This window comes from Blautia sp. TM10-2, from assembly GCF_003480845.1.
Lineage (GTDB): Bacteria > Bacillota > Clostridia > Lachnospirales > Lachnospiraceae > Fusicatenibacter > Fusicatenibacter saccharivorans.
In genome coordinates, this window is sequence record NZ_QUJZ01000006.1 from 25,715 (window position 1) to 50,270 (window position 24,556).

Genomic DNA, 24,556 nt, shown 5'->3' on the forward strand with positions numbered 1-24,556 from the left:
AATTGAGTATGAAATATGCCTACAAAAACGGAAAAATCCTAAACGGAACGAAAGATATGCAGGTTCAGACCGGTCTGATCATTCTGACGGAAGGAGAAAAAATCGCAGCGATTGTCCCGGAAGAAACCAGACTTTCCGGCTATACGGAGATAGATCTGCAGGGAAAATACATCATGCCCGGACTGATCAACATGCATGTCCATCTCGCAGGCAATGGAAAACCGCAGAAGAAGCAGCGCGACAACGCAAAACTCGTCAAAACCCTGATGAGCAACAGAATTTCCCGCGCGATCGCCTACCGCATGGTAGCAGGCTTCGCAAAAGATGAACTGCTAAGCGGCGTTACCACGATCCGCACGGTCGGTGGTCTTGGCACTTTCGATACACGGCTGCGCGATGAAATCAAAGCCGGTAAAAAGACCGGCCCGAGAATCCTTGCCGCAAACGAGGGAATCTCTGTACCGGGCGGGCACATGGCAGGTTCGGTAGCGATCGCAGCAGAGAGTATCGATGCGGCAGTCGCCCATGTAGATGAGGCAAAATGCGAAAATGTCAACCTGATCAAGCTGATGATCACCGGCGGTGTGCTGGATGCCAAAGAAAAAGGCGTTCCGGGAGAACTCAAAATGGCACCGGAAATGGTAAAAGCCGTCTGTAACCGGGCGCATGCACTCGGCTATCAAGTCGCCGCCCATGTCGAATCGCCGCAGGGTGTCCGCGTGGCACTGGAAAACGGTGTGGATTCGATCGAGCACGGTGCAAAAATGGATGACGATATGATTCGCCTGTTCAAAGAAAAGAATGCATTTCTATGTACGACACTGTCCCCGGCCCTGCCGTATGCGCTGTTCGACCGTTCCATCACCAACGCAACTGAGATAGAGCAGTTCAATGGTAACGTTGTTTTCGAAGGAATCATAGATTGTGCGAAAAAAGCCATCGCCAACGACATCCCCGTCGTCCTCGGAAACGATGTCGGCTGTCCGTGGATCACGCAGTACGACTTCTGGCGGGAACTCTTTTACATCCATAAATATGTCGGCGTCTCCAACGCCTTCGCGCTTTACACCGCAACCGCCCGCGCCGCCGAAATGGCCGGAATCGGAGCCGAAACCGGAACCATCGAGCCCGGCAAATCCGCCGATCTTATCGTGACCGTCGAAAACCCGCTTGAGGATCTTCGTGCTCTCCGCAAAGTAGAGATGGTCGTCACACAGGGAAGAAAAATCGATCATCCTCAGGTAAAAATCAATCCGGTGGTCGCGGCAGAGCTGGATCAATTTCTGGTGGAATAAAGGATACGACGGAGAAGACAAAAAAGATGGAAGAGAACAAAGAATCACAGGAAAATTTACAGGAAAAAAGAGAACAGGCTCTTTGGAGGCTTCATGAGGAACGGACAGAAGAAGCCCTGTGGGACTGCGTTGTCGCGTTCCAGGAGTTTGAATTCCATACGTATTCCGGTCTGCCGTATTCCTACCATATGAAATATGGAAGAAGCGGCACCTACACCAAAGAACTCTGGATCGACCGCCGGGAGAAAAGTAAAAGCCTTGTCTGGAGTTCCGTCCGGGCTGCGTATCATAAGGTGCTGGAACTGCAGGAAGAAAGTGCAAGACCAGTTGTCGATCGCCCGAAGGATCTGGGGGATATCCGCGGAATTACGTATATCTACGGGATTTTTTACGCGTTCGGGCTGCTGGAAATGCCGGAGAAGGCAAAAGAGAAACTCGCCATGCAGACGGAGGTACAAAAAACGCCGGAAAAATAAAGTTTCAGCCAATGCAGGACTTGACAACCACTAAATGGGTGGTATAATCTAAAAATATCGAGAGCCGAAAAAGCAATCGAAGCAAAAAAACAAAGCGTAGAAGAGACGAGTAAATCACAGCGAATGTGACAGAGAGAAACCCCATCTGGTGGTGCAAGGGTTTTCGCAGGAACGTGATCGAAGACCAGCTCTGAGCGGCCCCAATCCGGCCCGGTGATTCCGTTATCGTCAAATGAAGTGGTTTGAAAAAACAAAATGGGTGGAACCGCGGTGAATGAAAATACATCGTCCCTTTTGACAGCACAGGCGTGTCAAAAGGGACTTTTTTTGTGACAATTCAGAGCCATGCAAAAGGGAAGAAAAAATCGCGAAGCATGCTTGCATGAGTGAGCGCTTTTTTCCTGAATTTCATATGGCGAGAAGCCACATCGAGATGTAGCTCGGAACAGTTATCCCACAGATGCGCTTAAGAAAAAATATACAAAGAAAGAGGTAAAAGCAAATGATCATCACACTGAAAGATGGAAGTACCAAAGAGTACTCCGAACCGAAATCCATCATTGAGATCGCAGCAGACATCAGCGAAGGCCTTGCAAGAATGGCCTGTGCAGGTGAAGTAAACGGTGAAGTAGAAGATCTTCGTACCGTCATCGACAAGGACTGCAATCTTTCCATTCTGACCTTTAACGATGAAGGCGGAAAAGCAGCATTCCGTCACACCACATCCCATATCATGGCACAGGCAATCAAGAGACTGTACCCGGAGACCAAGCTTGCAATCGGACCGTCCATCGCAGACGGATTCTACTACGATATAGACAGAGAAACTCCACTCACCAGCGAAGACCTTGAAAAAATCGAAGCAGAAATGAAGAAAATTGTAAAAGAGGATCTGAAACTGGAGCGCTTCGAGCTGCCGAGAGCAGAAGCCATCGCTTTCATGAAAGAAAAAGAAGAGCCATATAAAGTAGAACTGATCGAAGATCTGCCGGAAGACGCAGTCATCAGCTTCTATCGCCAGGGTGAATTCACGGACCTGTGCGCAGGCCCTCATCTGATGAGCACAAAGCCGGTCAAAGCCTTCAAACTGACCAGCCTTGCAGGCGCATACTGGAGAGGCAGCGAGAAAAACAAGATGCTGCAGAGAATCTACGGAACTGCATTCACAAAGAAAGCAGAGCTTGAAGAGTACCTCCACATGATCGAGGAAGCAAAGAAGCGTGACCACAGAAAACTCGGAAAAGAGCTCGGCCTGTTTATGATGAGTGAGGACGGCCCGGGATTCCCGTTCTTCCTTCCAAAAGGAATGGATCTGAAAAATGCACTGATGGATTACTGGCGTGAAATCCACAGAAAAGCAGGATACGTAGAAATCTCCACACCGATCATCCTGAACCGTCGCCTGTGGGAGACCTCCGGTCATTGGGATCACTACAAAGAAAACATGTATACCACCGTCATCGACGATGAAGATTATGCAATCAAACCGATGAACTGCCCAGGCGGCGTTCTAGTTTACAAGTCCGAGCCTCGTTCCTACCGTGATCTGCCGCTGCGTCTGGCAGAGGTTGGTCTGGTACATCGTCATGAGAAATCCGGCCAGCTGCACGGCCTGATGCGTGTACGCTGTTTCAACCAGGACGATGCCCATATTTTCATGACACCGGAGCAGATCAAAGATGAAATCAAAGGCGTTGCAAACCTGATTGACCAGGTTTACAAATTGTTCGGATTCAAATATCACGTAGAGCTGTCCACCCGTCCGGAAGACAGCATGGGAAGCGATGAGGACTGGGAGGTTGCAACCGAAGGCCTCCGCGGCGCACTCGATGACCTTGGCCTTGACTATGTAGTCAACGAAGGCGACGGCGCATTCTATGGCCCGAAGATCGACTTCCATCTGGAAGACTCCATCGGAAGAACGTGGCAGTGCGGTACTATCCAGCTTGACTTCCAGCTGCCGCAGAGATTCGAACTGGAATACACAGGAGCAGACGGCGAGAAACATCGTCCGATTATGATCCACCGTGTTGTTTACGGTTCTGTTGAGCGTTTCATCGGTATCCTGATCGAGCATTTTGCAGGTGCATTCCCAACCTGGCTTGCACCGGTACAGGTAAAGGTTCTGCCAATCTCCGACAAATACGCAGATTACGGCAAGAAGGTTCTGGACGCCCTTCACGAGGCAGGCATCCGCGCAGAGATGGATACCCGTTCCGAGAAGATCGGATATAAGATCCGTGAGGCACAGGGACAGAAGATTCCATACATGTTGATCGCCGGAGCAAAAGAGGAAGAGGCAGGTCTTGTATCTGTCAGAAGCCGTTTTGCAGGTGATGAAGGCCAGAGAAGCCTGGAGCAGTTTATCGCAGATATCAAAGAAGAAATCGCAGGCCGCGTTAACCGCCCGGTTACTGTTGAAACAAAAGAAAATAAATAAGGTAGGTGTCAAAAAAATTGACACCTATGATACCAGATTGCTCCGTACTTTGTACTCCCGCAATCTTCAAAACATTCGTACTCCGCTCATTTTTCTTCGAAAAATGGCTACTTACTCATGTTTTGGCGTGTCCAAAATTTAAAAATCCTCGTGCAAGCTTTGCTTGCGTCGGATTTCCAAACTTTGGACACTGGTATTATCAAATAAATAAAGCATAAAAAATTACCTCTTGGAAATAATGGTTTCTATGCGGGCGAAACCGCAGAAAACTAAATTTCAGGAGGTAATTTATTATGCCAGCATTAAGTTGTTCCGCTATGACCTGTGTTTACAACCAGAACGAGCTCTGTTCCAAAGGAGATATCCGCGTAGGCGGAAGCGGAGCCAAAAGCTCCATGGAAACGTGCTGCGAGAGCTTCAAGGAGCGCGGTGAGGGCACGATGTCCAACTCCACCGGCTGCGGCTGTACGAAAATCGGTGTCGACTGCAAGGCGCAGAACTGTACCTTTAACGACAACTGTAAATGCGAAGCCGGAGACATCCATATCGCCGGAGACAGCGCATGCAGCTGCCAGGAAACCGAGTGCAGCTCCTTCCGCTGTAGCTGCGGGAGATAAATACGAAAAAATGCGAAAATCAGTATTGACAACAGGATGGGAGAGTGCTATACTGCAATAGTCTGAGAAAAAGAAAGTAGAGTATCCACTCTCACCCTAGCGCAAACACGCGACTACGGTCCAATATTGATCTTAAGTTCTCTTTGTGTAGAGATTTATGTACAATGTTAAGTGGATAGTCTGTCTATCCACTTTTCTTGCGTTATCAGTCAAATCCGGTCCGGTGAGCCGAGTTTGATTTCGTTACACCGCAAAAGCGGGAACACAGTCTTTTATAATGATGGAGGTGCACTACAATTAGCGAATTAATGATTAATGAGCAGATCAGAGACAGAGAAATTCGTCTGATCGGTCAGAACGGAGAACAGCTTGGAATTATGTCTGCCAGAGATGCGTACCTGAAAGCACAGGAAGCAGGTCTGGATCTTGTGAAAATTGCTCCGACAGCGAAACCGCCGGTTTGCAAAATTATCGACTACGGAAAGTACAGATATGAACTGGCCCGCAAGGAAAAAGAAGCAAAGAAAAAACAGAAAACAATTGAAATCAAGGAAGTTCGCCTTTCTCCAAACATTGACACCAATGATCTTAATACCAAAGTAGGTGCAGCCCGCAAGTTCATTACAAAGGGCGACAAAGTAAAAGTAACACTTCGTTTCCGCGGCCGTGAGATGGCACATATGAACAGCAGCAAATACATCCTCGATGAATTTGCAGAGAGTCTGTCCGATATTGCAACGGTTGACAAAGCGCCGAAGGTGGAAGGCAGAAGCATGACCATGTTTTTGACGGCTAAACGTTAAAATACATTTGAATCAATATCAAGGAGGAAATTAAAATGCCAAAGGTAAAAACAAGCAGAGCAGCTGCAAAGCGTTTTAAAACAACAGGAACAGGAAAATTAGTAAGAAATAAAGCTTACAAGAGCCATATCTTAACCAAGAAATCTCAGAAGAGAAAAAGAAACCTGAGAAAACAGACTACTGTTGATGCAACAAACGTAAAGAACATGAAGAAAATCTTACCTTACATGTAATTTTTGCAAGGTAGAGTTACGCCCAACAGATCAAGGAGGAAAATAAGAAATGGCAAGAATTAAAGGCGGCATGAACGCTAAGAAAAAACATAACAGAGTATTAAAACTGGCTAAAGGTTACAGAGGAGCCAGAAGCAAACAGTATAGAGTAGCAAAACAGTCCGTAATGCGCGCACTGACCAGCTCCTACGCAGGAAGAAAACAGAAAAAACGTCAGTTCCGTCAGCTGTGGATCGCTCGTATCAACGCAGCAGCAAGAATGAACGGTCTGTCCTACAGCAAATTTATGTATGGTCTGAAACTGGCAGGCGTTGAGCTGAACCGTAAAGTTCTGGCTGACATGGCAGTTAACGATGCAGAAGGATTTGCAACACTGGCTGAGCTTGCAAAAAGCAAAGTAGCATAAGTAAAAACATATTCTGTGTGAATATACGAAGAAGCTGTGAGAACCGGTAAGGGGATCGCAGCTTCTTTTGAAATATAGAAAAACATGAGGTGAATATGAAAAAAAGCAAAGTGGCAGTGGTTGCCTGTCCCGACTATGAGCCGGCGCACGTAAAGGAAAGCCTGCAAAAGGGATTGGAAGCAATTGGCGGCCTGGAATCTCTGATCGGAAAAGAAGAGAATATCTTATTAAAACCAAACCTCGTCCGCTCCGCAAAACGAGAACGCGCCGTCGTGACCGACCCGGAAGTTATGGATGCCCTGATCACGATTTTGCAGGAAAATGGCTATGAGAATATTTCCTGCGGCGATTCCTGCGGCCTTGGCACCCCGGAGGGCATTGCAAAGGAAGCCGGGCTGAAAGAGGTGCTGGAAAAACACAACGTTCCGCTGAAGGATTTCCTTACGAGCGAGCGCGTAGAAACCGCCGATGGCAAATTTCTGATGATTGCGAAAGATGCACTCGACTGCGACGCCCTCATCAGCGTCAGTAAAATGAAAACCCACGCGCTGGAACGCATCACCGGAGCTGTCAAGAACCAGTACGGCTGCATCAGCGGCGTCTACAAAAAACTCGGCCACACGCAGTATCCGAACGATGAGAGCTTCGCACACATGCTGATCGAGCTGAACCAGAAAGTCGCCCCGCGCCTCTATATCTGCGACGGAATCGTAGCAATGGAAGGCAATGGTCCGACTTCCGGCGATCCGGTTTCGATGGGAGTTCTTCTTATGTCCACCGATCCGATCGCGCTGGATACCGTGTTCTGCCATCTGGTGAACCTCGATCCGTCGTATGTGCCGACAAATCTCTACGGGGAAACGCTCGGCCTTGGAACGTGGCACGACGACCGCATCGAAATTGTGACAGCGGATGGCACCATATCCGAGGAAGAACTGAAAAGAAAGTACGGAAATCCAAACTTCAATGTCGACCGCCGCAAAGCCCGCAAAAAAGGAGCCCTCGATCTGCTCGAGATCCTCGGGGTCTTCCAGAGCCGCCCCTATATCATAGAAGAAAAATGTAAAAAATGCGGCGTCTGCGTCGAGAGCTGCCCGGTGGAAGGGAAAGCCGTCCGCTTTGATAACGGCCGCAGAAATCCGCCGGTCTACGATTATAAAAAGTGCATCCGCTGTTTCTGCTGTCAGGAAATGTGCCCGCATCAGGCAATCCAGGTAAAGAAACACCGTCTGCCGTGGGGAAAATAAGGGAGCTATTCTACAAAGTGACTGGAAAAGCAAAAAGAGAAGTGTTATACTTGAAACCGGACAAAATTTAGTACAGGAGGAACAACACCATGGAATTAGAAACTTTAAGAAGTGATATGATAGCAGCAATGAAAGCCAAAGACAAAGCGAGAAAAGAGGCCATCTCTTCCCTGATCTCCGCAGCAAAGAAAGTAGCCATCGACGAGGGCTGCCGCGATGACATCAAACCGGAGCTGGTAGACCGCGTCATCTTAAAAGAGCTGAAGACCGTAAAAGAGCAGATCGATACCTGCCCGGCATCCCGTGAGGACTTAAAAGCAGAGTATCAGTTCCGCTATGACGTCATCAGCGAGTATGCACCGAAACAGATGAGTGCAGACGAAGTCAAAGCCTACATCCAGGAGAAATTCGCAGACGTTCTGGCAACCAAGAACAAAGGTGCCATCATGAAGGCTGTTATGGCAGATATGAAAGGTAAAGCAGACGGAAAAGTCATCAACCAGACCGTTGCAGAACTGTGCAAATGAATATCATCAACATCGAACACATCAGCAAACTGTTCGGCGATAAACTGATTTTTGACGATGCTTCCTTCGGCCTGCAGGAGGGCGACAAGGTCGGCATCGTCGGAATCAACGGAACCGGAAAATCCACGCTGCTGCGCATGGCAGCAGGAGAGGAGACCCCGGATTCCGGCCAGATTATCCGCCAGAACAACCTCAAAATGGCCTATCTTCCGCAGACACCGGAATTTCCAAAGGATGCCACCGTGCTGTCCTACGCCCTTTCCGGTGATGAGGAGGACTGGCAGGTGCAGAGCAACCTTGTACAGCTCGGTATCACCGAATACGACGCAAAACTCGACACCCTCTCGGGCGGCCAGCGCCGCAAGGTTGCCCTGGCAAAAGTGCTTGCGTCCGATTTTGACGTCCTGATCCTCGACGAGCCGACAAACCATCTCGACAATGCGATGCTCTCCTGGCTCGAGGATTACCTGAAAAATTACCGCGGAACCGTCTTTATGGTCACCCATGACCGTTATTTCCTGGATAAAGTGTCGAACCGCATCCTCGAAATCAGCCACGGAAAAATGTACAGCTACGATTCCAACTATTCCCGTTTTCTGGAACTGAAAGCTGAGCGCGAGGAGATGGAACTCGCCTCTGAACGGAAACGCCAGAGCATCCTGCGCATGGAACTCGAATGGGCGAAACGCGGCTGCCGCGCAAGAAGCACAAAACAGCGCGCCAGACTCGAACGTCTCGAAGTACTCAAAAATGGCACGGCACCGACAGCAGACGCTGTCGTGGAGATGGATGCTGTCGAGACCCGCATGGGAAAGAAAACGATTGAATTCCATAACGTCAGCAAAGCCTTCGGCGATAAAACGCTGATGAAAGATTTCGAATACATCTTCCTGCGGAACCAGAGTGTCGGCATCATTGGCCCGAACGGCTGCGGAAAATCCACAATGCTGCGGATGATCACCGGAGAAGTCCTGCCGGATGCGGGAACCATCGAAATCGGCGACACGATCCGCATCGGCTATCTGGCACAGGAAGAGCCGGACATGGATACGAATCAGCGCGTGATCGACTACGTGAAAGATATCGCTGAGTATGTCCAGACCCGTGACGGCCGCATCAGCGCATCGCAGATGCTCGAACGCTTCCTGTTCACACCGGATATGCAGTACACCCCGATTTCCAAACTCTCCGGAGGCGAAAAACGGAGACTGTATCTCTTATCTGTTCTGGTGAGCGGCGCCAATGTTCTGATCCTCGACGAGCCGTCCAACAACGTTGATATCCCGACCCTGACTGTGCTTGAGGATTTCCTGAACACGTTCGTCGGCATCGTCATCACCGTTTCCCACGACCGCTATTTCCTGGATAACGTCGTGGACCGCATCTTCGAATTCGACGGAAACGGAAATCTTCTGCAGTACGAGGGCGGCTACACCGATTACCTCGAAGCAAAAGAACGCCGTTTCGGCGGAAGTGCGGAAGAAACGGCAAAAGCAGCGCCGTCCAAAACGTCCGCGGACGAACCTGCAAAGTTAAAGAACAATGACTGGAAGCAGAACCGTCCGACCCGCCTGAAATTTACGTTCAAAGAACAGCGCGAGTACGAGACCATCGATGACGATATCGCCGCACTCGAGGAAAAGATTGCATCGCTTGACGATCAGATGCTCAAAAACGCCACCAACTCTGCAAAGCTCGCCGAACTGATGGCGGAAAAAGAGAGGACCGAAGCTGCTCTGGAAGAAAAAACCGAGAGATGGGTTTATCTCACCGACCTCGCAGAACAGATTGAGGCGCAGAATCAGAAATAAAAGAAGTAAAGGAACTGTCCGCAGAAGAGAAAAAATATGCGGGCCGTTCCTTCTTTTTTTATCGAGAAATTCGACGCGGAATTACCAGAAGTTGTAAAAAACTTGTATTTTTCCCTGAACACCCACAGAAAATCTGGACAGAATGCCCAATCGGTGTTATAATTCAAATACTGGACATAGTGGCATTGCCATGCCCTTATCCGGGTTTTTCGAAGCGCGGAGGCAACCGAAACCCGGCAGAACACCAACCTGAGAAAAGCCAAAGTAATTTTTGGTCATCATTTTTTAAGGAGGATAAAATCAAATGGCTAGAAAGATGAAAACCATGGATGGTAACCAGGCTGCAGCACATGCGTCTTATGCGTATACCGACGTAGCAGCTATTTACCCAATTACCCCTTCATCCGTTATGGCGGAGCATACCGATGAGTGGGCAACCCAGGGAAGAAAGAACATTTTCGGACAGGAAGTTCAGGTAACTGAGATGCAGTCTGAGGCAGGAGCAGCAGGTGCAGTACACGGATCACTGGCAGCCGGAGCTCTTACCACAACCTACACCGCATCCCAGGGACTTCTTCTGATGATCCCGAACCTTTATAAAATTGCCGGCGAGCAGCTCCCGGGCGTATTCAACGTATCCGCTCGTGCCCTTGCAAGCCACGCACTTTCCATCTTCGGAGATCATTCAGACGTTTACGCCTGTCGTCAGACCGGAGTCGCAATGCTCTGCGAATCCAGCGTACAGGAGGTTATGGACCTGACACCGGTTGCACACTGTGCAGCACTGAAAGGCAAAGTTCCATTTATCAACTTCTTCGACGGATTCCGTACCTCCCACGAGATTCAGAAAATCGAGACATGGGATTACGAAGATCTGAAAGACATGGTAGATATGGATGCAGTAGATGCATTCCGTAAACATGCCCTGAACCCGAACCATCCGTGCCAGAGAGGATCCGCACAGAACCCGGATATCTTCTTCCAGGCAAGAGAAGCATGTAACCCGTACTACGATGCTCTTCCGGCAATCGTACAGGAGTACATGGACAAAGTAAACGAGAAAATCGGAACCGATTACAAACTGTTCAACTATTATGGAGCAGCAGACGCTGAGCACGTAATCATCGCTATGGGTTCTGTCTGCGATACCATCGAGGAGACCATCGATTACCTCGTAGCAGCAGGCAAGAAAGTCGGCGTTGTAAAGGTACGTCTGTACCGTCCGTTCTCCGCAGAAGCACTCATCAATGCAATTCCGGAGACTGTAAAACAGATTTCCGTTCTGGACAGAACAAAAGAGCCGGGATCTCTTGGCGAGCCTCTGTACCTGGACGTAGTAGCAGCATTAAAAGGCAGCAGATTCGAGAGCACACCGGTATTCACAGGTCGTTACGGACTTGGTTCCAAGGACACCACACCGGCTCAGATCGTTGCTGTATATGAAAATACAGAGAAACAGAGATTTACCATTGGTATCGTAGACGATGTTACCAATCTGTCTCTGCCGGTTGGCGCTCCTCTGGTAACAACTCCGGAAGGAACCATCAACTGCAAATTCTGGGGACTTGGCGCAGACGGTACCGTAGGTGCAAACAAGAACTCCATCAAGATCATCGGTGACAACACAGACATGTACGCTCAGGCTTACTTCGATTATGACTCCAAGAAGTCCGGCGGTGTAACGATGTCTCACCTGCGTTTCGGAAAGAAACCGATCAAATCCACCTACCTGATCCACAAAGCAAACTTTGTTGCATGTCATAATCCTTCCTATGTGAACAAATATCACATGGTAGAGGAGCTGGTAGACGGAGGAACCTTCCTTCTGAACTGTCCATGGGATGAAGCAGGACTGGAAGAGCATCTGCCAGGTCAGGTAAAAGCATTCATCGCAAACCATAACATCAAATTCTATGTGATCGACGGCGTTAAGATCGGTATCGAGACCGGCATGGGACCGACCCGTATCAACACCATTCTTCAGTCTGCATTCTTCAAGCTTGCGAAGATCATTCCGGAAGAAAAAGCCATCGAACTCATGAAAGCAGCAGCAAAAGCTACCTATGGCCGTAAAGGTGATGATGTCGTAGCAAAGAACTGGGCAGCAATCGATGAGGGTGCAAAACAGATCAAAGAAGTTGCAGTTCCGGAAAGCTGGAAAAATGCAGCAGACGAAGGTCTGACCACAACTCATGCAGAGAGCGGCCGCGCTGACGCTGTTAAATTCGTAAATACCATCCAGGCAAAAGTAACTTCCCAGGAAGGAAACAACCTGCCTGTATCCGCATTTGCAGACTACGTAGACGGAACAACTCCGTCCGGCACATCCGCATACGAGAAACGTGGTATCGCCGTAAACGTACCTGTATGGAATCCGGAAAACTGTATCCAGTGTAACAGATGTTCCTTCGTCTGCCCGCACGCTGTTATCCGTCCGGTTGCCATGACCGCAGAAGAAGCAGCAGCAGCTCCGGAAGGCATCCAGACCATGCCGATGACCGGTATGCCGGACTACACCTTCACAATGGCTATTTCCCAGCTTGACTGTACCGGATGTGGTTCCTGTGCAAACGTATGCCCGGGCAAGAAGGGTGTGAAAGCACTGGCTATGGAAAGCCTTGCAGCACACGAAGCAGAGCAGAAATACTTCGATTATGCAGCAGCTCTTCCAGAGAAGACAGACGTTGTAGCAAAATTCAAAGAGAATACCGTAAAGGGCAGCCAGTTCAAGAAACCGCTGCTTGAGTTCTCCGGCGCATGCGCAGGCTGCGGCGAGACTCCTTACGCAAAACTGATCACCCAGCTGTTCGGTGACAGAATGTACATCGCAAACGCAACAGGATGCTCCTCTATCTGGGGTAACTCCTCACCGTCCACTCCTTACACTGTAAACGAGAAAGGACAGGGCCCGGCATGGTCCAACTCCCTGTTCGAGGACAACGCAGAGTTCGGTTATGGTATGCTTCTCGCTCAGAAAGCAATCCGCGGCGGCCTGAAAGCCAAAGTTGAGGATGTTATGAACTCCGAGAAAGCTCCGGAAGAAGTAAAAGCAGCATGCAAAGAGTATCTGGATACCTTTGACTGCGGCGCTACCAACGGAACTGCAACCGAGAAACTTGTAGAAGCAATCAAAGACGCTGACTGCGACGTTTGCAGAGACATCGTTAAGAACAAAGACTTCCTCGCTAAGAAATCCCAGTGGATCTTCGGTGGTGACGGATGGGCTTACGATATCGGATTCGGCGGCGTAGACCACGTACTTGCCAGCGGAAAAGATATCAACGTAATGGTATTCGATACCGAGGTTTACTCCAACACAGGCGGACAGTCCTCCAAAGCTACTCCGACCGGTGCAGTTGCACAGTTCGCAGCAGGCGGTAAAGAAACCAAGAAGAAAGATATGGCAAGCATCGCAATGAGCTATGGCTATGTATACGTAGCACAGATCGCTATGGGCGCTGATTACAATCAGGCAGTCAAAGCAATCGCAGAGGCAGAGGCATATCCGGGACCGTCCCTCATTATCGCTTACGCTCCATGTATCAACCATGGTATCAAGAAAGGTATGAGCAAAGCACAGACCGAGGAGCAGCTCGCTGTTCAGACCGGATACTGGCATTGCTTCCGCTTCAACCCGGCACTCGCTGCAGAAGGCAAGAGCGCATTCACACTGGATTCCAAGGCTCCGTCAGGAGATTATCAGGAATTCCTGAACGGCGAGGTACGTTACAACTCTCTGAAACGTGCAAACCCGGCGAAAGCAGAAAGACTGTTCGGCAAGAACGAGCAGGAAGCAAAAGACCGTTACACTTACCTGAACAAACTCGTAAAACTGTACGGCGCAGAAGAAGAGTAATTCTTTTTCCTTAAAAAGAATTTGAAAAAGGAGAGAAGTCATACTTGAGAGAGTATGGCTTCTTTCTTTTTGGGAGAAAAAATGAATTAGCGACATTTGGCAATAGTTTTGTATCGTTTGTCAACATTTTTATCCCGGAAAATGTTGACAAACGATACATTTTTGCGCAAGAAGGCTTTGAGATATGGTATAATGTGCGTATCACGATATAATGAGCGTTAGCGAGAGGAATTTTATTATGTTGAAAATATATCTTGGAGAAATGAAAGGTGCAATCTATCATCCACCAACCTATTTTGATAATTGTTATGAAGATGAATGGCTGACCACGCCACTGGCAAAAGAAATGATCCGCGATGTGGATCGCTCGGAGGTAATCAGTGCGCATCTGATTGACAGCCCGGTGCTTGGTCCGATTCCACCGAAAGATTTATCCGGAGGAATCAAAACGTTGCTGCTGATGGCATACGATACAGACGGAAAGATCTTTAATGCCTCCGTATGTGGAGATAATTGTGCAAAATGGATTTTAAAATTAGGAGAGCAAAAGGATCTGACGATTAATCTGCGTCATGTGATGCGGTTTGGCAAAGATCCTTTTGAAATCCTGATTTTAAATACAGGGACTATTGTGCGGAATATGTCCGAATTTGTAGATGTTGCCGAGGCTTATGTATAGGTGGATGTATGAAGGGAAAGAAAAGAGTTATTATTCAAAATAACAGAGTTCATTATGAATTTGTGATAAAGCGTAATATTACAATCATCCAGGGGGATAGTGCATCAGGAAAAACAACACTGGTAAATATGATCCGGCAGGCAGAAAATTTAGGGGAGTCCAGCGGAATCAACGTTTCCTGTGAAGTACCGTGCAGAGTGCTGGAAGGTGTTAATTGGAAAATTATTTTGGAAAACAGCCGGGAAAGCATCTTTTTCATAGACGAGGAGAATTATTTTATAAAAACAGAAGAATTTGCTTCTGCCATACGGGGTTCAGAAAACTATTTTGTATTGATTACGAGAGAAAACTTATATAATTTGCCGTATAGTGTAGAAGAGATTTATGGATTGCATGTTTCCGGAAAATACAGAGATACCAGAAAAATATATCAGAAAATGTATCAGATCTATCCCAAAACAGCACGGCTTCCTGTTAGAGTACAAAAAATAATTACGGAAGATTCCAATTCTGGGTATCAATTTTTTGAAAATGTATGTGCAGAAAGGAATATTACATGTGAAAGCGCTGGTGGAAAAACAAAAATACCGGAAATGATCGGCAAGGCAGGAACAGAAGAAACCTGTATTATTGCGGACGGTGCTGCAATTGGAGCAGAAATGAATCTTCTCAGCAATAAAATAGAGGAAAAACAGAACGTACATTTATATTTACCGGAGTCTTTTGAATGGCTGATTTTAAATTCAGATCTTTTACAGGACAAAGAGGTTCGTAAAATTCTGGAAAATCCAGAAGATTATATCGACAGCACAGAGTTTTTTAGCTGGGAACAATATTTTACAAAATTGCTGATTCAGAAAACAGAAGGAACATATTTGCAGTATAAAAAAGCAAAATTAAATCCATCTTATTTGCAGGATAAAAATAAAAACAAAATACTGGAGAGTATACAAGGGATTCAGTGGAAAATAAAATCCTTAAAATAGCAAAAATAATGAAAGAATAGAGAGAAGAACATGAACTATACAATTTATGACTATCTCGGCCTGTTTTTCTTTTACGCCTTCCTTGGATGGCTTCTGGAAACTTCTGTGGCCGCGATCCGGAAAAAACATATGGTAAACAGAGGATTCTTAAATGGTCCGCTCTGCGCCATCTATGGAATCACAGCTGTCTTTATGACACGTTATCTGTATGAACTGCAGTCAAGCCCCGTCTTTTTGTTCCTTGGCTGTATGATTATCGCTACCGCAGTCGAGTGGCTGGCCGGTCACGCACTGGAACGCATTGGCCATGGCAAATGGTGGGACTATTCCAATAAAAAATGGAACATGGACGGCTATATCTGCCTTCAGTATTCTGTACTATGGGGAATTTTAGGACTGCTTGCCATGAAAATCGGCAATCGCCTCTGCTTTACAGTTCTTCATTCAATTCCGGCCGGTTTCCTGCATATCACATCCTGGATTCTCTTTGGTATATTGATAGTAGATGCCGTCGGTTCCTATGCTGTTCTGCACCACATCACGAAAAAAATGCCGCGGATCAGCGCTATGAACGATCAGATCGACGCCTTCACCAGACGCCTTTCTGTCCGTGTTTACCGCTATCTGGAGCGTCGTGTGGAACGTGCCTATCCGGCCGTACAGCCAGTTCCGGAGAAAAAAGAGAAAACAGAAACCGGCGTATTTGCCGAAGGATGCAGCTTTTACAAAATCGTTCTTCTCTTCATCATCGGCGCATTTTTGGGCGATATTACAGAAACCATATTCTGCCGCATCACCGCCGGTGTCTGGATGAGCCGCAGCAGCCTTGTCTGGGGCCCGTTCAGCATCGTCTGGGGCCTGGCCATCGCCCTCGCTACCTGGTTCCTCTACAACTACCGCGACCGCTCCGATGGATTCCTGTTTGCCTTTGGTACCTTCCTCGGCGGAGCCTACGAATACATCTGCAGTGTGTTCACCGAAATCGTATTCGGAAAAGTCTTCTGGGACTACAGCGACATTCCCTTCAACCTCGGAGGCCGTATCAACCTCCTGTACTGTTTCTTCTGGGGAATAGCCGCCGTCGTCTGGCTCAAAAAATTCTATCCTGTCATTTCGCGCTGGATTGAAAAAATCCCGATGAAATTCGGAGAAATCATCACTTGGATCCTGATCGTGTTCATGGTGGCCAACATGCTCGTATCTACCCTTGCTCTCGCCCGATACGACGAACGCGCCCACCAAAAGCCCGCAGCTAATGCCATCGAGCAGACCATAGATGCCCATTTCCCGGACGCCCGAATGGAAAAAATCTACCCCAATGCCAAAGCGATTAACTAGAATGTGTTAAAAAACATTTCCGTAGTCTGCACGCCCCAATTACAGACTACAAAAAGCCCTCTCCCGCCGTCATGCAAAGTCAGGCCCCGTTTCGACAGCTTTGGTCTGCGCGGTCCGTCACCCCAAAAGAAAACCTTTGGCAACCCACCAAAAGTATGATATAATGTCACATAGATATTTTGGGGATACCATATCCTCTAAGAGCGAAGAAAGGACTCAACCACAAATGACAGTAGACAACAGCTTCACAATGAAGAAATTTCAAAGCATGGAAATCATCTATGTCACATTTTCCCAGATCACGAAACTCCCATACGTAGAGTGCGATCCGGAAACCTTTGACGATCAGGTATATATGTTTACCGAAGAAGAAGCAGCTAAAGAATTTGCAAAATCCTATGTAGAGAAGAATACCCCGCTGCTTACCGTAAAAGTACTGCGCAAGCAGATGCCGAACTTCTATATGGGCCTCTACGCAGAAGGTGTCAACATGGTCATCTTCCACGAAGGCGATCAGACCCGCCGCATCGAGCTGGAGCAGATCTTCCCGAAACCGGACATGGAAAAAATGAACAAACAGCATCTTCCAGTCCTCAACCCTGGCGTACAGCTCACTGTAGTCTATTTCCTGCAGGAGCTCCGCAAACCAAACCAGAGAAGAGACGATGCCGAGCGCATGCAGCACCTGCGTGAACTCGAAGAAGAAATGCTTGTCAACCTGATGCGAAGCAAATTCATCCTTGCCATCGACATCTCCCAGGTACAGGGCGAATTCGATCCGGCCAACCCGGGACCGGATGTGCGCATCCCGTACATCAAAAACCAGAACGAAGAAATCTTCCAGCCATTGTTCTCCGATATCGGTGAATTCCAGAAATTCCGTCCGGATCCGCAGGCAAAACTCCGGCTGGCAGCCATCCCGTTCCAGCACCTTCTGCCGTACCTGATGAAACAGGCCAAAGGCTTCGTCATCAACCCGTCCGGCTTCAACCTTCTGTTGACCAGAGAACAGCTCCAGCGAATCATGGGAGCCCAGGCGCAGAGCGTCCGCCCGAATCTCGAGGCGATGATGGCACAGGCTGCCGCAGCTCAGGCGCAGAGAAATGCGCAGAACAATGCTGCAAATGACGAAGTAAAAGATCATGTGGATGAGGCGGAAACTACCGACGCAGAAACAGACCACGAAGAATAAAAACCGACAGGGCCGCAGAAAATCCCAGTAAACGGGCACTGCGGTCCGTTTTTGACTGCATAAAACCGGAAATAACCGAGAAAAACAACAAGAAAGGACACTTTTAACATGAACGCAGAACATTGCAAAGCCTACACCCTGCTGCAGGAACAGCAGATTGATGATATCCACGCACATGGCTACCTCCTTCGCCACAACAAAAGCGGAGCCCGCGTGCTGCTTCTCGAGACGGAGGATGACAACAAAGTATTCAACATTGCCTTCCGTACCCCGCCGGCCGACAGCACCGGCGTAGCCCACATCCTCGAGCACAGCGTCCTCTGCGGCTCCCGCGAATTCCCGTTAAAGGATCCCTTCGTAGAACTCGTCAAAGGATCCCTGAACACCTTCTTAAATGCTATGACCTACCCGGATAAAACCATGTACCCGGTAGCCAGCACCAACGATGCCGACTTCCAGAACCTGATGCATGTCTACATGGACGCCGTATTCTACCCGAACATTTACAAACACGACGAAATCTTCCGGCAGGAAGGCTGGAGCTATCATCTGGAAAGCGAAGACGGCCCGCTGACCTACAACGGTGTTGTATACAACGAGATGAAAGGAGCCTTCTCCTCCGCAGACGATGTCCTGGAGCGTGAAACCTTCAACACCCTGTTCCCGGACACTCCGTACGGCGTAGAATCCGGCGGAGATCCGTCCTGCATCCCGAACCTGACCTACGAAAACTTCCTGAATTTCCATCAGACCTATTACCATCCGTCCAACAGCTATATCTACCTGTACGGAAACATGGATATGGAAGAAAAACTGGCATGGATGGATGAAAAATACCTGTCCCATTTTAATGCAAAAGAAGTAAAATCCGAAATTCCGTATCAGAAACCATTTGCAGAGACCCTCGACATTGTACACGAGTACCCGGTACTCGACGGCGATCCGCTTGAAAACAATGCGTACCTGTCCTACAACATGGTCATCGGCAGCGGTCTGGATGTAAAATTAAACGTGGCATTTTCTGTTCTGGAGTATGCACTCCTTGACGCACCGGGAGCCCCGGTCAAACAGGCACTCCTTGACGCACACATCGGAAAAGATGTTTACGGCTCCTACGAGGACGGCATCCTGCAGCCATTCTTCTCCATCGTAGCCAAGAACGCCGATGAAAATGAGAAAGAAAAATTCCTGTCCATCATCCGCGGCACCCTCGAGGATATCGTGAAAAACGGCATGGATCAGAAAGCCATCGAGGCAGGCATCAACTATTTCGAATTCCGTTTCCGTGAGGCGGACTTCTCCAGCTTCCCGAAGGGCCTGATGTACGGCATTGACGTCTTCGACAGCTGGCTGTACGACGAGAACAAACCGTTCGCCTACCTGCAGCAGCTTGCAATCTACGATGAGCTGAAAAAACTGGCAAAAGAAGGCTATTTCGAAAACTTGATCCAGACGTATCTGCTGGACAACACCCATGCCTCCATCGTGACCCTCATTCCAAAGACCGGTCTTGCCGCAGAAAATGATGCAAAGACCGCAGAAAAACTGCAGAAATACAAAGAGAGCCTGTCAAAAGAAGAGATCGAGAAAATCATTGCTGACACCAAAGAGCTGGCAGCATATCAGGAAGAAGAGGAGAGCGAGGAAGCACTCGAGACGATTCCGCTCCTGAAACGAAGCGATATCAAACGTGAGTCTGTCAAACTTTACAATGACGAGCATGAAGTCGATGGAACGACGGTTCTTCATCACAACGTATTCACGAACGGCATCGGTTACTTAAGCTTGCTGTTTGATACGAAAAATGTGCCGAACGATCTGATCCCGTACATGGGCGTATTAAAATCCGTTCTCGGCTATGTGGACACCGAACACTACACCTACGGCGAGCTGTTCAACGAGATCAATGCACAGACCGGCGGCATCAACTGCGGACTGCAGGTATTCCGCATTCCGGAAAATGATGACGACTGCCGCAGAATGTTTGGCATCCGCGCGAAATTCCTGTACGACAAACTGGATTTCGTCATGAAAATGATCGAGGAAATCCTGAACACCTCCCGCCTGGATGATGAGAAACGTATTCACGAGATCATCGCCAGCATGAAATCCGGCCTGCAGAACCGCCTGTCTTCCGCCGGAAATGCAACGGCTGTGATGCGTGCAGCTTCCTATTACTCCCCGATGAGCAATTTCCAGGACCGCATCGCAGGCATCGGCTTCTACCAGCTCTTAAAAGATCTGGACGAGAACTTCGATGAGAAAAAAGCAGAACTGATTAAAAATCTGCAGACCCTGATGAAATACATCTTCCGCAAAGAGAATCTGACCGTCTCCTATACCGCAGACGAGACAGGCTACGCACCGCTGGAAGAAAAAATCGCAGCATTCAAAGAGAATCTGTACACCGACGAAGTGGAGCCGGGCAGCATTGTGTATGACTTTGAACAGAAAAACGAAGCCTTCCAGACCTCCGGCCAGGTACAGTACGTGGCACTCTGTGGAAACTTCGAGCGCGAAGGCTACGACTACACAGGAGCCCTGCGCATCCTGCGTGTCATGCTGAGCTATGACTATCTGTGGATCAACATCCGTGTCAAAGGCGGCGCTTACGGCTGCGGCGGAGCTTTCGGAAGAGGCGGAAACGCGTGCATTTCTTCCTACCGTGATCCGAATGTCGGAAGAACCCTTGAAGTATACCGCGGTATCGGCGATTACGTGCGCAATTTCGAAGCAGACGAACGCCAGATGACCAAATACATCATCGGAACGATCAGCGAACTCGACGTTCCGATGAACCCGTCTGCAAAAGGCCAGACCTCCGAGAGCGCATGGTTCAACGGCATCACCGAAGCAGACTTCCAGCAGGAGAGAGATCAGATCCTCGATGCAACCCTGGACGACATTCATGCACTGGCAGACCTTGTAGATGCAGCCTTAAAACAGAACAACATCTGCGTTGTCGGAAGCGAAGCAGCCATTCAGAAAGAGAAAGAACTGTTTAAGAACGTAGAGAACTTATAAATGAGGAGAAGAGACAGCAATGGAAAACAATGCAAATTATAAATCCGGCTTTGTAGCCCTGATTGGCCGTCCGAACGTGGGAAAATCCACGCTGATGAACCACCTGATCGGACAGAAGATTGCGATTACATCCAAGAAACCGCAGACCACCCGCAACCGCATCCAGACCGTTTATACGTGTGACGAGGGACAGATCGTGTTCCTCGACACACCGGGTATCCACAAGGCGAAAAATAAGCTCGGCGAGTACATGGTCGATGTAGCCGAGAAAACGTTAAAAGAAGTCGATGTGATTCTCTGGCTGGTAGAGCCGAGCAACTTCATCGGAGCAGGAGAGCGTCATATCGCAGAGATCCTGGAGAAAGTCAATGCGCCGGTCATCCTCATTATCAACAAGACCGATACCGTGGAGAAAGATAAAATCCTGGAATTCATCGATACGTACCGCAAGCTGTTCCAGTTTGCCGAGATCATTCCGTGCTCGGCACTCCGCCATCAGAACACCGATGATATCATTCCGAGCATCTTCAAATACCTGCCGTACGGCCCGCAGTTCTACGATGAGGACACCATCACCGATCAGCCGATGCGCCAGATCGTGGCTGAGATCATCCGCGAGAAAGCACTGTACGCCTTAAACGAAGAGATCCCGCATGGTATCGCCGTTGTGATCGACCAGATGAAAGACCGCCCGAACGGAAAAATCGTTGATATCGACGCGACCATCATCTGCGAGCGCGATTCCCACAAGGGCATCATCATCGGAAAACAGGGCGCGATGCTCAAGAAGATCGGAAGCAACGCGCGGTATGAGCTGGAGCAGATGCTGGAGCAGAAAGTCAACCTGAAGCTCTGGGTCAAAGTCAAAAAAGACTGGCGCGACAGCGATTTCCTCGTGAAGAACTTCGGATATGATAAAAAGAAACTCGATTTATAATATTGCATTATAATAAGGAAGAAACATGCGAGAACCAATCAATGTAAGCGGAATGGTATTATCCGCCTCCCCGGTCGGAGAGTATGACAAGCGCGTCGTGATCCTGACCCGGGAGCTCGGCAAAATCACCGCCTTCGCGCGCGGCGCCCGCCGCATGAAAAGCCCGCTGATGGCCGTCTCCAATCCGTTCGTCTTCGGCGAGTTTCAGGTTTACGAGGGCCGTGACAGCTACACCCTCTCCGGCGCAAACATTAAAGAATACTTCCTCGACCTGGCGCAGATGCAGCCCGGCGTTTATTACGGCTTTTATTTTCTGGAACTGGCCGAATATTTCGGCCAGGAAGGAAACGATGAAACCCAGATGCTGAACCTTCTGTACGTGACGATGAACGCCATCCGCCGCGGAAAACAGGACCTCCGCCTGATCCGGTGCATCTTCGAACTGCGGACGATCACAATCAGCGGAGAAGCACCGCAGATGTTCTCCTGCATGGAGTGCGGCACGAAAGAGAATCTGACCGTTTTCTCCCTGCGCGACAGCGCCATCTACTGCCCAAACTGTGGAAAAACCATCAGAGATCCATGGCCGCTGCAGCCGGGCACCGTGCTGGCATGCCGCTATATCATTGCGGCACCGCTCGCGAAGCTGTATGGTTTTACCGTAAATGAAGAGATCCTGGACGAACTGGAACGATTGCTGCGTGCATATCTCCATCGCTATGTCGAAAAGAAGATGAAAACATTACAGATTCTGGATGTGATGAAATAATATAAAATGTAATAATTTGCAAAAATGTGAAATAATTATGTCCAAAAGTGTGTCCACACCTTTACAAATAAGTAGAAATGGGATAGAATATTTGGAATAAAGAAAAAAATGGTTCTGTATTCGTCACAGAAGATATTGCAAATGCATAGTACCAGAAAAAATGAGAAGGTTTTAGTGAAAATGGTAATATAAAAGCTAGAAAAACTATGCGAAACAAGAGAATGTTACGAGTACGGCGAAAAAAATACGACAGGGGAGAAAGGTATGTACAAAAAATCATCCACAGGATGGCTGAAGCATCTGGATTTTATGGTTCTTGATATTATCTGTCTTCAGCTGGCTTTCGTCATGGGTTATTTCTTAAGACATCACAGTTTTAAGCCATATGGAAGCCCAATTTACCGAAATGAGGCTATCGTATTCGCTCTGATCCAGCTGATGATCATGTTTTTTGACGATTCCTTCAAAAACGTCATGAAGCGCGGATACCTCGTGGAAATCGGAATGACTGTAAAAAATATGGTATACATCATCGTTCTTGGTGTATTCTACCTGTTCCTGATTCAGGAGGGAGATCAGTTCTCCAGAGCAACCATTATGCTGACCGGTGCTCTGTACGGAATGCTTTCCTATCTGATGCGCATCGGATGGAAGGCTGTGGTAAAGAAACGCAGCAGCGGGGAACACAGCGGCCGTTCGCTTCTGATCATCACGACCGAAAAACAGTCACAGTCCGTTGTAAAGAGCATGCTGGATTTCGATTACATCGGCGTTCGTCCGACTGGCGTTGTTCTCGTAGACCAGGACAGAACCGGACACAAAATCCACGGCGTACCGGTGGTATCGAACCTTGCAGATGCAGCTGAGTATGTCTGCCGTGAGTGGTTCGACGAAGTGCTGATCGTTCTGCCGGAAGGCAGAGAAATCCCGCAGAAAGTATTCGACGCATTCGCCGAGATGGGCATTACGATCCACGTAAAAATTGCGGACGTGAACGAAATGCAGGGAAAAAATCAGACTGTAGAGCGCATGGGCAACTATACCGTGGTCACCACCTGCATCAATATGGCAAGCGCAGGACAGCTTGTGCTGAAACGAATCATGGACATCTGCGGCGGTCTTGCCGGATGTATTCTGACCGGAATCATCTTCCTGTTCGTTGCCCCTGCGATTTATATCAAGTCTCCGGGCCCGATCTTCTTCTCACAGTACCGTGTCGGAAAGAACGGAAGAAAATTCAAAATTTACAAGTTCCGTAGCATGTACATGGATGCGGAAGAGCGGAAAAAAGAACTGATGAAACAGAACCGCGTCAGCGATGGTCTGATGTTCAAAATGGAGAATGACCCGCGTGTCATCGGAAGCGAAAAAGGACCAGGCAAAGGAATCGGAAACTTTATCCGCAAAACCTCGCTGGATGAATTCCCGCAGTTCTTCAATGTGTTAAAAGGCGACATGAGCCTTGTAGGAACCCGTCCGCCGACAGTGGATGAGTGGGAGAAATATGAGCTCCATCACAGAGCAAGACTGGCAATCAAGCCGGGACTGACTGGTATGTGGCAGGTAAGCGGACGAAGCGAGATTACAGATTTTGAAGAGGTTGTAAAACTGGATACGAAGTACATTTCAGAATGGTCCTTTATGCTGGATATTAAGATTTTGTTTAAAACTGTACTGATTGTATTAGGCCAGAAAGGTTCTATGTAAAAAAAATGAAAAATGGAGATATATTGTAGTTTTGGGAGTAGTGTGGTAAAATAAAGGTAAATTTTAAGAAAAATTTATGAATGGAAGCGCAAAGAAGTCCTGATGACGGCGAAAAGGAAAAAGGCTTCCTTTGACAGGTGGTCCAAATAATGTTAATTATTTGGACCTTTTTATGTGAACTTCCTGAAATATTAACTCTCGTTTCGACATGTT

19 protein-coding genes are annotated in these 24,556 nt (G+C 48.3%); all 19 read left to right on the top strand.

Features of this window, described 5'->3' with window-relative positions:
* The first annotated feature begins 8 nt into the window (after positions 1 to 8).
* The 19 genes from DXD92_RS07200 to DXD92_RS07290 all read left to right on the top strand — a co-directional run bounded on the left by DXD92_RS07200 (position 9) and on the right by DXD92_RS07290 (position 24,343).
* Positions 9 to 1,295, top strand: coding sequence for an amidohydrolase family protein (locus tag DXD92_RS07200; protein ID WP_117802021.1), 1,287 nt, complete (start codon positions 9 to 11; stop codon positions 1,293 to 1,295).
* A 26-nt stretch (positions 1,296 to 1,321) separates the two neighbouring features.
* Positions 1,322 to 1,771, top strand: a complete 450-nt coding sequence (locus tag DXD92_RS07205) for a hypothetical protein (protein ID WP_243001876.1) — start codon at positions 1,322 to 1,324, stop codon at positions 1,769 to 1,771.
* Positions 1,772 to 2,273: 502 nt separating this feature from the next.
* Positions 2,274 to 4,211, top strand: a complete 1,938-nt coding sequence (gene thrS / locus DXD92_RS07210) for a threonine--tRNA ligase (RefSeq protein ID WP_117760611.1) — start codon at positions 2,274 to 2,276, stop codon at positions 4,209 to 4,211.
* Between the two features lie 293 nt (positions 4,212 to 4,504).
* Positions 4,505 to 4,828 (top strand): DUF1540 domain-containing protein, encoded by a 324-nt coding sequence (locus DXD92_RS07215; protein WP_118640327.1) that lies wholly within the window; start codon positions 4,505 to 4,507, stop codon positions 4,826 to 4,828.
* 308 nt (positions 4,829 to 5,136) lie between these two features.
* Positions 5,137 to 5,631, top strand: coding sequence for a translation initiation factor IF-3 (infC, locus tag DXD92_RS07220; RefSeq protein ID WP_022461743.1), 495 nt, complete (start codon positions 5,137 to 5,139; stop codon positions 5,629 to 5,631).
* A gap of 35 nt (positions 5,632 to 5,666) precedes the next feature.
* The gene (gene rpmI / locus DXD92_RS07225) at positions 5,667 to 5,864 is read left to right on the top strand and encodes a 50S ribosomal protein L35 (protein ID WP_022461742.1); all 198 of its coding nucleotides are present in this window, start codon (positions 5,667 to 5,669) and stop codon (positions 5,862 to 5,864) included.
* 49 nt (positions 5,865 to 5,913) lie between these two features.
* On the top strand, positions 5,914 to 6,270 hold the full coding sequence (rplT, locus tag DXD92_RS07230; RefSeq protein ID WP_022461741.1) for a 50S ribosomal protein L20: 357 nt from the start codon (positions 5,914 to 5,916) through the stop codon (positions 6,268 to 6,270).
* A gap of 95 nt (positions 6,271 to 6,365) precedes the next feature.
* Complete coding sequence (locus DXD92_RS07235) at positions 6,366 to 7,517, top strand: DUF362 domain-containing protein (protein WP_117804769.1); 1,152 nt, start codon at positions 6,366 to 6,368, stop codon at positions 7,515 to 7,517.
* Between the two features lie 89 nt (positions 7,518 to 7,606).
* Positions 7,607 to 8,044 (top strand): GatB/YqeY domain-containing protein, encoded by a 438-nt coding sequence (locus DXD92_RS07240; protein WP_055221697.1) that lies wholly within the window; start codon positions 7,607 to 7,609, stop codon positions 8,042 to 8,044.
* On the top strand, positions 8,041 to 9,855 hold the full coding sequence (locus tag DXD92_RS07245) for an ABC-F family ATP-binding cassette domain-containing protein (protein WP_118640328.1): 1,815 nt from the start codon (positions 8,041 to 8,043) through the stop codon (positions 9,853 to 9,855). The genes DXD92_RS07240 and DXD92_RS07245 overlap by 4 nt, the downstream gene beginning before the upstream one ends.
* Positions 9,856 to 10,159: 304 nt before the next feature.
* Positions 10,160 to 13,711, top strand: coding sequence for a pyruvate:ferredoxin (flavodoxin) oxidoreductase (gene nifJ / locus DXD92_RS07250; RefSeq protein WP_117760614.1), 3,552 nt, complete (start codon positions 10,160 to 10,162; stop codon positions 13,709 to 13,711).
* 238 nt (positions 13,712 to 13,949) lie between these two features.
* Complete coding sequence (locus DXD92_RS07255; RefSeq protein ID WP_055227895.1) at positions 13,950 to 14,390, top strand: DUF4869 domain-containing protein; 441 nt, start codon at positions 13,950 to 13,952, stop codon at positions 14,388 to 14,390.
* Between the two features lie 8 nt (positions 14,391 to 14,398).
* Positions 14,399 to 15,376, top strand: coding sequence for a hypothetical protein (locus DXD92_RS07260; protein ID WP_055227896.1), 978 nt, complete (start codon positions 14,399 to 14,401; stop codon positions 15,374 to 15,376).
* Positions 15,377 to 15,406: 30 nt separating this feature from the next.
* Positions 15,407 to 16,714, top strand: coding sequence for a putative ABC transporter permease (locus DXD92_RS07265; protein ID WP_117509406.1), 1,308 nt, complete (start codon positions 15,407 to 15,409; stop codon positions 16,712 to 16,714).
* A gap of 226 nt (positions 16,715 to 16,940) precedes the next feature.
* Positions 16,941 to 17,906: an SseB family protein gene (locus tag DXD92_RS07270; RefSeq protein WP_158554973.1), complete on the top strand. Its 966-nt coding sequence runs from the start codon at positions 16,941 to 16,943 to the stop codon at positions 17,904 to 17,906.
* Between the two features lie 108 nt (positions 17,907 to 18,014).
* A complete protein-coding gene (locus DXD92_RS07275; protein WP_118600913.1) occupies positions 18,015 to 20,930 on the top strand; it encodes an insulinase family protein in 2,916 nt (971 codons plus the stop codon).
* 19 nt (positions 20,931 to 20,949) lie between these two features.
* Positions 20,950 to 21,867, top strand: a complete 918-nt coding sequence (gene era, locus DXD92_RS07280; RefSeq protein ID WP_055227900.1) for a GTPase Era — start codon at positions 20,950 to 20,952, stop codon at positions 21,865 to 21,867.
* 25 nt (positions 21,868 to 21,892) lie between these two features.
* Positions 21,893 to 22,636 (top strand): DNA repair protein RecO, encoded by a 744-nt coding sequence (gene recO, locus DXD92_RS07285; RefSeq protein WP_118595043.1) that lies wholly within the window; start codon positions 21,893 to 21,895, stop codon positions 22,634 to 22,636.
* A gap of 264 nt (positions 22,637 to 22,900) precedes the next feature.
* Positions 22,901 to 24,343 carry a sugar transferase gene (locus DXD92_RS07290; protein ID WP_117509402.1) on the top strand — a complete coding sequence of 481 codons (1,443 nt, stop codon included), beginning with the start codon at positions 22,901 to 22,903 and terminating at the stop codon, positions 24,341 to 24,343.
* The last annotated feature ends 213 nt before the right edge of the window (positions 24,344 to 24,556 follow it).